11 protein-coding genes are annotated in these 13,984 nt (G+C 35.4%); 10 read left to right on the top strand and 1 reads right to left on the bottom strand.

What is annotated here, in order from left to right; all coding sequences use genetic code 11:
• The first annotated feature begins 3 nt into the window (after positions 1-3).
• From AB1444_07685 to AB1444_07645, 9 genes are all read left to right on the top strand, one after another.
• Positions 4-1,161: a hypothetical protein gene (locus tag AB1444_07685; protein ID MEW6526529.1), complete on the top strand. Its 1,158-nt coding sequence runs from the start codon at positions 4-6 to the stop codon at positions 1,159-1,161.
• Between the two features lie 14 nt (positions 1,162-1,175).
• On the top strand, positions 1,176-2,555 hold the full coding sequence (locus AB1444_07680; protein MEW6526528.1) for a hypothetical protein: 1,380 nt from the start codon (positions 1,176-1,178) through the stop codon (positions 2,553-2,555).
• Positions 2,556-2,596: 41 nt separating this feature from the next.
• The gene (locus AB1444_07675; protein ID MEW6526527.1) at positions 2,597-3,310 is read left to right on the top strand and encodes a hypothetical protein; all 714 of its coding nucleotides are present in this window, start codon (positions 2,597-2,599) and stop codon (positions 3,308-3,310) included.
• Between the two features lie 143 nt (positions 3,311-3,453).
• On the top strand, positions 3,454-4,494 hold the full coding sequence (locus AB1444_07670; protein ID MEW6526526.1) for an SMP-30/gluconolactonase/LRE family protein: 1,041 nt from the start codon (positions 3,454-3,456) through the stop codon (positions 4,492-4,494).
• Between the two features lie 9 nt (positions 4,495-4,503).
• Entirely contained in the window at positions 4,504-6,471 is a 1,968-nt protein-coding gene (locus AB1444_07665; protein MEW6526525.1) for a glycoside hydrolase family 36 protein, read from the top strand.
• A gap of 224 nt (positions 6,472-6,695) precedes the next feature.
• Positions 6,696-8,099, top strand: coding sequence for a citrate synthase (locus AB1444_07660; protein MEW6526524.1), 1,404 nt, complete (start codon positions 6,696-6,698; stop codon positions 8,097-8,099).
• 386 nt (positions 8,100-8,485) lie between these two features.
• Positions 8,486-9,973 carry an NAD(P)/FAD-dependent oxidoreductase gene (locus AB1444_07655; GenBank protein MEW6526523.1) on the top strand — a complete coding sequence of 496 codons (1,488 nt, stop codon included), beginning with the start codon at positions 8,486-8,488 and terminating at the stop codon, positions 9,971-9,973.
• 10 nt (positions 9,974-9,983) lie between these two features.
• Entirely contained in the window at positions 9,984-11,132 is a 1,149-nt protein-coding gene (locus AB1444_07650; protein MEW6526522.1) for an iron-sulfur cluster-binding domain-containing protein, read from the top strand.
• A 27-nt stretch (positions 11,133-11,159) separates the two neighbouring features.
• Positions 11,160-12,149 (top strand): nitronate monooxygenase family protein, encoded by a 990-nt coding sequence (locus AB1444_07645; GenBank protein ID MEW6526521.1) that lies wholly within the window; start codon positions 11,160-11,162, stop codon positions 12,147-12,149.
• Between the two features lie 46 nt (positions 12,150-12,195).
• On the opposite strand, the gene AB1444_07640 is transcribed toward AB1444_07645, so the two are convergent.
• The gene (locus AB1444_07640) at positions 12,196-12,753 is read right to left on the bottom strand and encodes an SGNH/GDSL hydrolase family protein (GenBank protein MEW6526520.1); all 558 of its coding nucleotides are present in this window, start codon (positions 12,751-12,753) and stop codon (positions 12,196-12,198) included.
• A gap of 307 nt (positions 12,754-13,060) precedes the next feature.
• On the opposite strand from AB1444_07640, the gene AB1444_07635 reads away from it, so the two are divergent.
• On the top strand, positions 13,061-13,981 hold the full coding sequence (locus AB1444_07635) for a diacylglycerol kinase family protein (GenBank protein MEW6526519.1): 921 nt from the start codon (positions 13,061-13,063) through the stop codon (positions 13,979-13,981).
• Positions 13,982-13,984: the final 3 nt, after the last annotated feature.

The following is a 13,984-nucleotide window of genomic DNA, read 5'->3' as shown; positions in this document are numbered from 1 at the left end:
ATTATGAAACGGCCAGTAGAAGTATCAACTATTGAATTAATTGAGATTCTTGACAGATACCTGCAAACTGAAGGTTCAATCAACTATGCTATTAAAATAGTTGGGTATCCGGGTGTTGGAAAATCAGCAATTGTAGAGCAGGTTGCAAAAAAACATAATTATTATTACATAGATACGCGATTAGCATTCAAAGAAAATGTGGACTTGGGTGGCTATCCTGTACCCGACAACAATCTTAAAAGGATGATTTATTTCAGACCGCGATTCATCCCTCCAGAAACTATTCCGGAAGGCTATAATGGGATTTTATGGTTTTTAGATGAGGCAAACAGGGCTCACCCAACTGTTATCCAGACATTATTTCAGATTATAACCGAGCGTATGTGTGGCGAACATATATTGCCACCAAAGACTGCTATTGTCCTTGCAGGTAATTTAGGTGATTCAGATAATACAGTCATCACTGATTTTGATGATTCTGCTCTTGATGGTAGATTAGCAGTATTTAATCTGGTTCCGGATGCTTCAAACTGGCTGCAGTGGGCAATTGAAGAAGGCATTCATCCTGCGGTTATCCAATACATTGCAACGTACCCTGACAGATTATGGGATAGTTCATCGGTTAATCCTAATCCCCGTGGATGGCATCAGGTTTCAGATACACTGTATAAGGCATATAATTTCCAGACTGATGAGCAATTCAGGAACTATCTCTTAAATAATGATTATACGGTGCTTCAAAAAATTATTATATCCTTAATTGGCGATATTGCCGGCACAGATTTTATTTTACAGTATGTATCGCCGCGAGCTATAAGCAGCAATGATATCCTTGCAGGTGATGAAAATAAATTGCAAGAACTTTTAAATGATACTATTCCCGCTGAAGATATATTGTGGGCTGTTAACGGCGCCATTCATATGCTGCACGATGACAATGTAAAAAGAAGTGGCAGCCCCGATGAACAATTGCTGAAAAAGTTATCCAATTTCTTGAAATTTGTATCCTGCACCCGCGCCGATACACGAGTATCATTCATGTATTCACTGGTAAGGGACTGTGGGCTGTTTACACAAATACCGGATGCGTTAAACTATATTGATAATCCGGAAGAAAAACAGAGTATCATGCAAAAAGTTCAGGTTTTTCTTGATGTGTAATAGCAATGGCCAATATGTTTATTAACGAAGCACTTCTTAAAATCTGGAAACAGAGCAGGTTTACCTCGTATTTTTATCATGCCGTTGAATTTGTAGAAACACAATCAATCCCAACATTATCACTGGTTGCATCACAGAGAATGGTTTTATACTACAATCCTGATTTTTTAAACACCATTTCGCAGGATGAATTTATTGGTCTTTTAGTTCATGAAATGCTTCATGTCATACTGGAACATGAACACAGGGCAAAGGCAGGTGATATTGTGTTGCAGAACATTGCCCAGGATATGGTGGTCAATACATTCATTCATAACCATAGCAAAAGTTTTTTTTCTCATAAAGGGCAATATCAGTGGGATGTACCTGTTCTTACTATTCCTCAAGGCTTACCATTTATTCCTCAGGAGTTTTATGATGAAACAGCTATCCAGGATCCACTGTGGGAGGATGTATATCGGTGGCTATTAAAAAAACAAAATGAATTAACAGTTATACATCATCATGGTGATATAGAAAAACAAAAAGGAATGTTTCATGATGATCGGTATGCGATAGCTCATAATAATAGCCAGGAAAATGATGATGAATTTAATTATAAAAATTATCTTTCTCATTCATCCGTAGATGATGAAAAAATAGTCCTCCAGGATGAAAATTCACATCTTCCAACCGGTGTCCATTATTTTGCCGAAGATAACGCCAACAAGCGCTCAGTGAAGAATAAAATTATTGCCCATGCAAAAAAAGATGAATGGTGTGCTGTTGAACGGTCTTATATGGATATAGTGGCATTACTTGAAAAAATTAATATGTGCGATAGTTCATACTATAAAAATCATATCAAAAGTATTATTGACTACATGTCGCATTCAAACGAGTGGTATTACACCCATTCGCGGTTTAACCGAAGATATGTTGCCCGGGGAATATATATAGCAGGCAGGGCTTATAAACAGAGTGAAATAATCACAGTAGCTATCGACATTTCTGCTTCTATGATGGCACAAAGGGAAGATCTGGAAACAGCTTTTGGGATTATAGAAGATTTAACCGGCAAATATAAAGTCTTTCTTGTATGTGTTGACGAAGAATATTTCATCCCGGTAAAACATGGGGACACATTCATACGTTCTGACACATCAGCAAGACCGTATGAATATAAAAAAGGTGACTGGAAGCTCATTAAATCAGGATATGGCGGTGCAACCTTCTTTTCATCATTTTTTAATGACTATTTAAAAGGGCATAAGGAAATGGTGCTTGTCATTACGGATGGATATATATATGATGTTGATAGATTGAAGCCGTATCCCAATACCTTATGGCTAATAACAAAAAGCCGCAATGAAAATTTTGTGGCACCATTTGGGAAAGCAATTCCCATTGTTTGATACCATAGCAATATTGTTTTAGATGATTTAGAACATACAATATGATTAAAGAAGATAACATAAAAAAAGCCCAGGCAATTTACAGAGAAGGATTAGAAAAGCATGACCGATCGTTAAACCTGGTTCAGGAACTATTAGCCTGCAATGTAACAGATTATATTGTAAAAGCTGGCAAAGATTGGATATACTTTGATGTTGCTCTGGCAATGGAGTATTTCATAAAAAATAATGATATCGATGGATTGTATCATGCAGGTATTTATTGGAAAAACTTTGATTATCAATGCGGGATTAATCAAATTCTTAAATGGGATAATGATGAGTATATCTTCAGGGCAGGGAGGTTCTGGAAGCAGTTTGATTATGAAAGGGGGCTTGCCCGCCTTATAGAATTGCACTCTTCCAAATATATATACCATGCAGGGTTGGACTGGAAAAGCTTTAATCATACAAGGGGTTTTGATGCATTATTGAGCATACAAGATCCAGAATATATCTTTTATGCTGGTATGCACTGGGTTTATTTTGACTATGTTAAAGCCTCAGATGTATTGATTAAAATAGAAAATTGTGAATGTATCTATAAAGCTGGAAGCCAGTGGAAGTGGTTTGATTATAAACATGGTTGGCAAGTACTGGAACGTAATGTCATTGAAGGTAGAAAATGGCGGGGTAAAGCATTGGAAAATGAAAAGTGGAAAAAGGGACTTAAAGAGATATGGGAATCCATGAAGAAGGATGTAAATAAAATTTAATAATATTCATAAAAAATTTATTGTAATAATACTTGACGACATATACACTATCTTACTATCATCAAGTAAACTATAATGTATTGCATATAGTATATTTAGCACAAAAATAAATTTATGTATGATTCTTCTGGGAGGTTCTATATATGAAAAAGTCAACTATAACAATTATTGTATTAATTCTTATAGTTATAGTCTTTGTAATCAAAACATTATATGATGCGGGTGAATTTAAAACAATAACCCCATTTTCAAATTATTCATGTAAACCAGTTGGTTCTATACCGGGGCCTGAAGATATCGTTGTAGATTATAATTCCGGGATTGCATACATTTCTTCTGATGACCGCAGAGCATTTGCTCGTGGGCAGAATATAAATGGGGCAATATTTTCGTACAATACAAAAACAAAAGTTCTCAATAAAATGAAATCTGATTTTCCTTTTGAGTTTCATCCCCATGGTATTGATTTAATTAAAATTACAAAAGATAAGCTGTTACTGTATGTGGTGAATCATCGTACTAATGGTCATTATATTGAAAAATTTCTTGTTAAAGAAAACAATCTGAAATATATACAATCCATTGAGGATCATAATCTTATGTTTTCACCCAACGATTGTGCCATGGTAGCAGAAGATATATTCTACGTTACCAATGATCATGGCAACAAATCATCATTTGGCAAGGCTCTGGAGGAATATCTCCAGCTATCCAATTCGTATGTATTGTTTTATGATGGGAAAAAATTTAACATAAAAGCTCAACATATTAAATATGCTAATGGTGTAACATTAAGCCCTGACAGGTCAAAGTTATTTGTTGCTTCGCCTGTAGGTAAGTGTATAAAAGCATATGCTATTGAAAAAGATTATAATTTAACGTTTTTATATGATATACAATGCAATACAGGTGTTGATAATATAACGTTTGACAGACAGGGAATGTTATGGGCAGGTTGCCATCCAAAATTATTAACATTTGTAAAACATTCAAAAAATGAAAAGGCAATTGCCCCATCCGAAATAATTAAAATTATTTTTACTGATAATGGCTACAAAAAAGAAATAGAATTCCTGGATGATGGTAAATTAATTCAATCTTCTACTGTGGGTGTGCGATACAATTCATCACTGCTGATTGGTTCCGTATTTGATAATCACATTCTTGATTGCTCATCAAAATAGAGGCCCATTATGGAATGGATTGTATCGAAAAGTAAAAAAGAACTTAAAATACAATTAAAAAAGCCGGATGTACTTTTTGAAGGATGGAAAATACAATATATATACCGCTTACAAAATCAAACTATTCATAAGATTCACTCATTACCTGTAACAGCATTGGGTAAAAAGAAAACCACCTGTATCATCAATGATGATACTATACGAATTACTGTTGTTATATCAGATGAAGAAGATCATCTTGCTATAAAATATACTATAGACAACCTTTCCGATGAGGATATATCCTTAGATAAAATTATTACATCAATTGGCAGATTCTCCATTCCAAAAACTGAGAATTATCGTGTATTTAAAAATGGTTATCAGTCATGGAGTTTAACCAGTTCTTATTCATTGAATGATAAAGAAATGGCTAGCTGGCTTTCTTGCATGAATATCTTACAGGATAATATCAGAAATTTGCCTTCAGGAAAAAAAGGCTCTTTTAACAGTACCATGTTTACTGCTATTGGTTCAGAAAATTCATCATTTTGTGTGATAGGGCAGGGAAGGCAGTTTAATCAATATGTATATTTAAATACATTAACTGTCGACAACACTATACAGCTGGATATAATTCATGATTTTTGCAATATCATAGTAAGCCCTTCATTAAAATTAAGAGCTGATTTAATTTACTTAATTACCAATAAAAACATCAACGAAGCTTTTGATCGATATTTTGCACTCATTCGTTCTCAAATTTCATTACGAAGAAAAATACCTAAGGGGTGGTGTTCCTGGTACTATTACTATACAAAAGTGGATGAAAAAAGTATTTATCACAATCTTCATGTTTTAAGAAGTAAAGGAAAGCGGTTTGATGTTTTCCAGATAGATGATGGTTATCAAACAGCAATAGGTGACTGGCTATCTATAAATAATAAATTCCCCAGTGGTCTTGCTCCAATTGCCCGCAAGATCAGGACTATGGGGATGGTTCCGGGTATATGGCTTGCTCCCTTTATAGCTTCACGAAAATCAATGCTTTATCAAAATCATCCTGACTGGTTTCTTCATGATAGTGATGGGAAGCCAGTTGTTGCAGGATGGAATCCCAATTGGGATATATTTGGATATTTTTATGCTCTGGATACTACGCATCCTGAGTATCAGGAATACATAAAAGGGGTTATTAATACATTTGTCCATGAATGGGGATTTGGATATTTGAAATTAGATTTTGTGTATGCTGCTTCATTGTGCGGCAAGGCATATGATATGACTTTAACATCTGCTCAACGTTTGAAATTAGGATACTCCTTGATCAGGGATATTGCCGGTGATAGAGTGTTTATCCTGGGATGTGGTGCGCCTTTATCAGCATCAATAGGGCATGTTGATGGTATGCGTATTGGCCCTGACGTTGCTCCTTACTGGATGGCTAAATATCGTTACTATCTAACACGTGATCCACATGCATTATGCACTAAATTTGCAATACGAAGTATACTGAATCGATCTCAGATGAATAGGTTTTTATGGCTCAATGACCCTGATTGTATCATGTTGCGAAAAACAGAAACAAAACTTTCAAAAGAAGAAAGGATGACACTGATCAATGCGGTTATTATTACAGGTGGCATGTACTTTATTTCGGATAATTTGGCCTTATTGCACAATGATGATTGGAAGCTGATAGATACCATTGATGAATTGAGTAAGATTTGTAGTTTAGAAAAATCTTATCCAGTTGATATAATGGAAAAGGAGATGCCCGAAATTATATATAATTCAGCTGGTTATATTGCATTTTTCAATTTTTCCGATAGTACCAGGAAAAAGATAGTGCAACTTAAAGGATTATTAAAAACAATCATGACACCAACAAGTAAGCTTGTTGACGTTTGGGGTAACAGGGAAATTTATATGTATAGTGACCATATAGATTTAGGCGAGCTCAAGCCGCATGAATCCATTTTATGTAAGATTAAGTGATTTTAAAGCTTGACAAAATTATGATACAAATTTTTTGTTATTATTTAGAACCTTGAATTTTAGTTAATCTATCTGATTGCTGCTTTGAAAATCCCACAAAATCCTGTTCTTTTATTGCAATAATGTTAAATATATAGAAAATTTTGTTATTTAATGTAGATGTTCTTGTACATTACACTATACTGTGTATCATAGTCATAAATTATAAAAAGGTAGGTACTCATATGGCTATGATACTGGCAAAAACAGCAGAACCAATACCAATTAATAATACGGAGGCGTGGATGGAAAACATCTTAAAGAAGATTGAAAAGCTGATGCTGGAGCATGATGCAATTTCTCCAGAGTTGATTAAGAAAAAGGATATCAAATTAGGCCTCAGGAATCCGGATGGTTCAGGAGTTGTAGCCGGTATAACTTCTAAAGGGATAGTTATAGGGTATGAAAAAATTCCAAATCCTGATGGGACATTTACTGTTAAGCCAGTTGAGGGTAAGCTTTATTATTGTGGGTATGATGCCTGTGAATTAGCACAGCATATTCAGGAGGAAGGGAGATATGGATTTGATGAAGTAACCTATTTGCTGCTTACCGGTGAGTTGCCAGATAAAAAGGATCTTGAGCGATTTGAAGAAGTAATCGCTGACAGACGCCCATTGACTAAACTTGAACGCAGTATTATAATGCAGGAAGATGTTAACTATAATCAGATGTATGCTTTACATTCTGTCATTTCACATTTAAGCAGATGTGATCCAGATCCCGATTCAACAGATATAAAGGATGTAAGCAGACAGTGTATAAACATTATTGCTAAAGCTCCGGTAATCATTGCATATAATTATAATGTAATGAAATTCAGAAAAGGGGGTGATTTATTTATTACAAAGCCCAACCCTGAATGGAGTACTGCTGAAAACTTTTTATATATGTTGCGAGGCCAACGACCTGATGAATATGAAGCTAAACTTTTTGATTTAGCTCTCATGTTGCATGCAGAGCATGGTGGAGGCAATAACTCAACATTTGCTGTACGAACAGTGACTTCAAGTGGTGCCAATACCTATATGGCTTTATGTGCTGGTGTGGCTTCATTAAGCGGCCATTTACACGGTGGAGCAAACGAAGCAGTCATGAAAATGATGAAAGATATTAAGCAGCATGTTAAAGATTGGGAGGATGATGAAGAGGTAGAACATTATCTTAAGCTTATGCTTGAAAAGAAAGCTCATGACAAAAGTGGTAAAATATATGGTATAGGTCATGCGGTCTATACAAAATCTGATCCACGTGCAATTATTTTCAGGCAAAAAGCAGAAGAATTTGCAAGGATGAAAAAGAATTTAGATGAATTCAATCTCTTTGCAAAAGTTGCAGATATTGGTTCACGCTTAGTACAGAAATATAAAGGAACAGTTGCTTCACCAAATGTTGATTTTTATTCTGGCTTAATTTACAAAATGATGGGTATACCTATGGAACTGTTTACTCCTATTTTTGCAATGGCCAGGTTTAGTGGATGGTCAGCTCACAGGATAGAACAGATAATTCATAATAAAATAATACGGCCAGCGTATGCATCTTCTCTTGATGGCTATAAAGAGTATATCCCATTAGCAAAACGATAAATATATCAGGATATGTTAAAAAATTTTTTAAAAGAGAGGTTGGTCATGCCTCTCTTTTAGTTTTTGGTGATAATTTATAATAATCATATAGTCTCAACAAAAAAAAGAGTGTATGCGTGACTTTATAGATCGTTAGCGAAGTATTTTATATAAATGATAAACTTAGTTTATTAATTATTCCTAAATGTGGAAATTTGAACAAAATATAATATAGTGTACACCCCCGCAGCCTTTGGCGGCGGGGCGTACACTATATTCATTATGATATTTTTTAAGGAATTATTACTGAATTTAGTTGGAGATTTAATACTTTTTTTGTTTAAAAATAGTTGACTAAAATTCTTAGTTTTTTAACATAACAATGTTATGTTAAAGGAGGTTCTACAATGTATGATGTAATAATTATTGGTGCAGGAAATGCGGGTTTATCTGCAGCTGCTACTCTTGCCCGAAAAGGAGTTAAAATCCTTTTAATAGAAAAGCACAACATTCCCGGCGGGTGTGCAACAAGCTTTTGCCGGGGTAGATTTGAGTTTGAAGTCTCGCTTCATCAGTTAAGCGGGTTGGGTACTCCTGAACGGCCAGGACCACTAAGAAGTGTACTGGATAGCATTGGTGTGCTGAATAAACTGGAATTTGTTGAAATGGAAAAACTTTACCGGGTTGTGTTACCTGGTGTTATCGATGTAACTTTGCCCACAAATAAAGAAGAACTGATTAAAGTGTTGCAGGACAAGTTCCCTAAAGAAAAGGATGCAATAAAGAAGTTTTTTGATTTTGTATGGCAGTTTTTCACTGAAGTTATTGGTGCATTTTACTTAAATGACCCAGATATTAATCCAAAAAAATATCCCTTATATTACAAATATGCTTTAAAAGATACTCAATCAGTACTTGATGAATATTTTAATGATCCGTTACTAAAAGCAGTCATAAGCCCATACTGGACATACATGGGACTGCCACCTTCCAAACTTTGTTTCAGTGATATGGCAGCATTGCTCTTTTCATATGTAGAGTTTAAACCATATCATATTAAAGGCGGTTCGCAGATGCTGTCAAATGCAATGCTGGAAGTGGTATATGAAAATGGCGGAGAGGTATTGTTCAATACTGAAGTTGAAAAAATATTGGTTAAAAACAATAAGGCTTGTGGCGTTAGGACAGCTGCTGGTCAGCAGTTTGAATCTAAGTATGTGCTGTCCAATGCTTCAGCAATAAGCACATTTGTAGATATGATGGATGATGGGGAAAATCAGAAAATTCTGGATCAATATAAAGGAAGCAGCGTGGGGACATCGTTCTTTACCATATATTGCGGTCTGGATTGTGAGTATCATGAAGTTGGCATTAATGAAGAAACAAATTTTATCAGCAACACCACAAATATGGATTTTGATTATGAACTATCGAAAACACTTGAAACTGATCAAAGTTCATTCATATTAACCTGTTATAATGTTTTTGACAATGAAATGGTGCCAAAAGGGACATCGCAGGTTGTATTGGTTACCATGAAGTATGCCGAACCATGGCTGAAAGTGCCTCCCCATCAGTACAATGATGAAAAATGCCGATGTGCTGAAGCCATGCTGAAAAATGCAGAAAAAGTTTTCCCGGGACTTATTAGCCATATTGAAGAAATGGAGATAGCGACACCAATTACCCATATGCGCTATTTGGGACATCCAGGTGGCGGAGCGTACGGATTTGACCAGTATGTGAAAGACTCTACGTTGTTTGTTTCGCCAAAACCGCCTGTTGATGGGCTGTATTGTGCAGGCAGCTGGTATGGTTCTGCTGGTTATCAGCCAACACTCACTTCAGGGCATTCAGCTGCACGCGCTATCCTGAAAGAAATGAGAAATAAATAGGGGGTAACACATGGACAGCCAGATATTAAAACAGCTTGAAGGATATGACAAAGTTATAACAGATATAGAAGTACTGAAACGCTACGGATATAATTATAGATTGGACAGAGGCCTTGCAAAAAAATATGTTGAACGGTTGCATCCGCAGAACATTGATGTTAAGGTAATTGATGTTATAGAAGAAACACAATCAACAAAAACATTGCGGCTGGCATCAAAACAAAAATATCTTCCACCGTTTCAGGCTGGTCAATATATATCGGTGATTGTTGAAATCAATGGAATACGCACATCACGTCCATACAGCATATCGTCTTCGCCAGATGAAATTGTCTATTATGATATAACAGTACGCCGTGTTGAGGGCGGTTTAGTATCAAGCTTTCTACTTGATAGCATTACCATAGGCGATAGTTTGCAGATATCAGCCCCTGCAGGTAATTTTTATCATAATCCCATTATCCATAGCAAGAAACTTGTCTGTATTGCAGGTGGTAGTGGTATAACGCCATTTAAGTCAATGATACAACATGCTATCAATACAGGAACTGAAATGGAAATATGGCTTATCTATGGAAGTAAAAATGCAGGTGAGCTGATTTTTCATGATTACTTTTCTATGCTAGCTTCCAAATATTCATATTTTCACTATATCCCCGTACTTGAAGAAGGCACAGGCACATATAAAGGGTACATTACAGCAAAAATCATAAAAGAAGTAGTGGGCGATAGTTCCGATAAAACATTCTTTATCTGCGGACCACAGGCATTATATGAACATTTGCTCAAAGAATTGCAGCCGCTTGAATTAAAACCAAAGCAGCTACGAATGGAGATGTACGGTGTACCCACTGATGTCTTTGCGCAGCCAGGATGGCCAAAAGATATTAATAGAAACACAACCTTTGTTATTAAAGTACGAGGGAAAAACAGTTTTACCGTTAGTGCAGGTGAACCATTGCTTCAGTCACTTGAAAAAAATGGGATTGTGGTACCATCACTGTGCCGAAGCGGTGAATGCAGTTTGTGCAGGGTTAAGTTAGTGAGTGGTAAAGTATATCAACCTGAAGGAGTAAAACTTAGACAGGCCGATAGGCGTTTTGGGTACATCCATTCATGCGCAGCATTTCCAATCAGTGATTGTGAGATAATAATTTAATACAATATTTTTTAGGAGAGTTTCTATATGATTAAAACAAAGATTACTGAGATGATTGGGGTTAAATATCCTATTATTTGTGGTGCAATGATGTGGTTGTGTAAGCCAAAATTATGTGCTGCAATTTCAAATGCAGGTGGGATAGGGAATCTCACAGCAGGTAATTACAATACCGAAGAAGAATTCAGAAATGCTATCCGTGAAACACGAAAATTAACCGACAAACCATTTTTTGTCAATGTCACAATACTACCTTCTGTTCGTATCACAGGGGAGCATCATAAAATGTATCTTAAAGTATGTGCTGAAGAAAAGGTTGCAGGAATTGAAGTTTCAGGAGCACCTATTGATAAAGCTTGTGGTATGGAATATATTGACATGCTGAAAAAAGCAGGTGTAAAACTTTTTCATAAAGTGGGTGCAGTACGGCATGCCGTTCATGCTGAACACGTTGGATACGATGGAATTTATGCAGCGGGTATAGAGGAAGGCGGACATCCGTTAAATGATGATGTAACAACCATGGTGTTAACGACAAAAATTGCACAGACTGTAAAAATTCCAGTTATTACAGTTGGTGGTATTGCAAATGGGAAAACTATGGCAGCGGCGCTGATGTTAGGTGCTGAAGGCGTTATGATGGCAAGCCGCTTTATAGCTACAAAAGAATGTGAGGTACATGATAATATTAAACAGGAGCTTGTCAAACGTCAGGAGTATGAAACGACACTTATCATGAAAAGCCTGCATTTACAAGGAAGGGCTTTGAAAAATGAAGTAGTTAATAAAATATTGGAAATTGAACAACGAGGTGGAGGCTTTGAGGAACTGTTCCCATTAATATCAGGTGAACGAATGAGTAAAGCATGGGAACAGGGTGATGTAGATGCAGCACCACTGATGGTTGGACAATCCATAGGACTTATAGATGATATACCAACTTGTGCACAGCTACTTGAAAAGATGAACAAAGAAGCTGAAGAACAGATTAAAAAAATTGCAGGTAATATAATGTAGTTAGTATATTAATAAAGTTATTGTAAGGGCACACTGAATTGTGCCCTTACAATAAATGTACCAACTTTTTCTTGATCGCTTCAGCAATTAATGCATGTCCCTGTTCATTGGGATATCTATCATCGACAGTTAATAGCCTATCTAAGCTTTGTCCTGTTTCATAGAGATAGTTTATCCATTCAATATGCACCATTGCAAGCAAACAATCCATATCTAATGCTACTTCACGTACAGTACGTGTAAAAACGTCTACTGCATTCATGTCGTATTGATTTCTAACCAGATGTAGTGTTGGCAGAATAATATGATTAATTGATGCATTGCGTGCTTTCTGTACCATTCGTACAAGGTTTTCCTTAAATTCTGAACGGTAGACTGGCCTATAAATATCATCTATTCCAAAATGCAGTATCAAAATATCTGGCTTATGCAATAGTACAGTATCAAACTGCCACACTCCTTCAAAGGAACTATCGCCCAATTTTGAAAGATTAATTAATGTATGAGCTTGAAGCAGCCCATCATGGGAAAGTATATCGACATATGATGTAATAACATTATGTCCCGCTGATAGAGACCCACCACGTATACAAATAATTGCCATAAAAGATTACAATCCAACTATAATTTGATATAACAATTTTGTTATTTGCAATATATATTTTCTTGCAATAAAGATCCAGTCAATATATTTTTAATAATAAGGGGATTTGTAAAAAAATTGTTTACTTGGATGTTCCATTGTGGGCATAATAAATAAGGATAAAACTTCTTTAATATTATATAAAAATTTAGGAAGGAAGCAGTTTTTAGATTTGCCCATAACCAAAAAGGTTTGACACATATACCATGCATACATAGAAAATACAAAATCATTGTGAAATTATATCATAACATATAAAGGATACCATATGAAAAAGATTGGTGTTATTGTTAATCTCAACTCAAGGAAATATAAATTATCAAAGAAAAGTCCCAAAGGTATATCTGAAAAAATTGGGCGGGATAACGTCATAGTGAAATATACAAAATCAATAGAAGAAATTGCTGATGTAGCGCGTGAGTTTAAAAATATGGGTATTGATTATATAGCTCCTTCAGGCGGTGATGGTACATTACATCATGTTATTACACAGTTTGCAACTGTGTATAAAAATAACCTGCCTCCTGTGTTAATATTAAAAGGTGGCACAATGAACAACGTTGCTAATAGTATTAATTTAAATGGTGATGCAGAGTCGATATTGCAGAGGACAATTGTTGCCATGAACAATGGCAAGAATATCAGCGTTGTAAGTCGTAAAACAATGTGTATAGAAAAAAATCACTGTTTTTTATTTGGCAATGGTCTTGTTTCAGATTTTCTGGAAACTTACTATGGCATAGGCAAAAGCTATACTAAACTGGTAGGCTTAATATTTAACAGTATTTATGAGGCATTGGCTAAAGAACATTCAAATTTATTTAAAGGATTTGAAGGAAATATTAAATGTGATGATGAAAGTATGCCGTATTCAAAAGTATTGGGGATTCTTGCAGGAACCATAGAGACTATAGGCATGGGGTTTTATCCATTATACAGAGCAAATGAAAATAATGATAAATTTCATACCATAGTTTGTGCAATGAAACCAGGGGAACTGGCAAAGAATGTACTAAAACTAAAAAATGGCTCACCTATAAACCATAAAGATTACATTGAAAAAGTTGTTAGCACAATAGAAATACATTCAACCAAACCGTTTATGTATACTATGGATGGCGACCTGTATCACTGTGATGGTTCATTAAAAGTTTCCATTGGCATACCTGTACAATTGGTTTATGTTTAGATA

It is taken from the genome of Spirochaetota bacterium (genome assembly GCA_040756435.1).
Taxonomy (GTDB): domain Bacteria; phylum Spirochaetota; class UBA4802; order UBA4802; family UB4802; genus UBA4802.
Note: the sequence above shows the minus strand (reverse complement) of the source record. Positions and strands in the feature narration are given on the sequence as shown.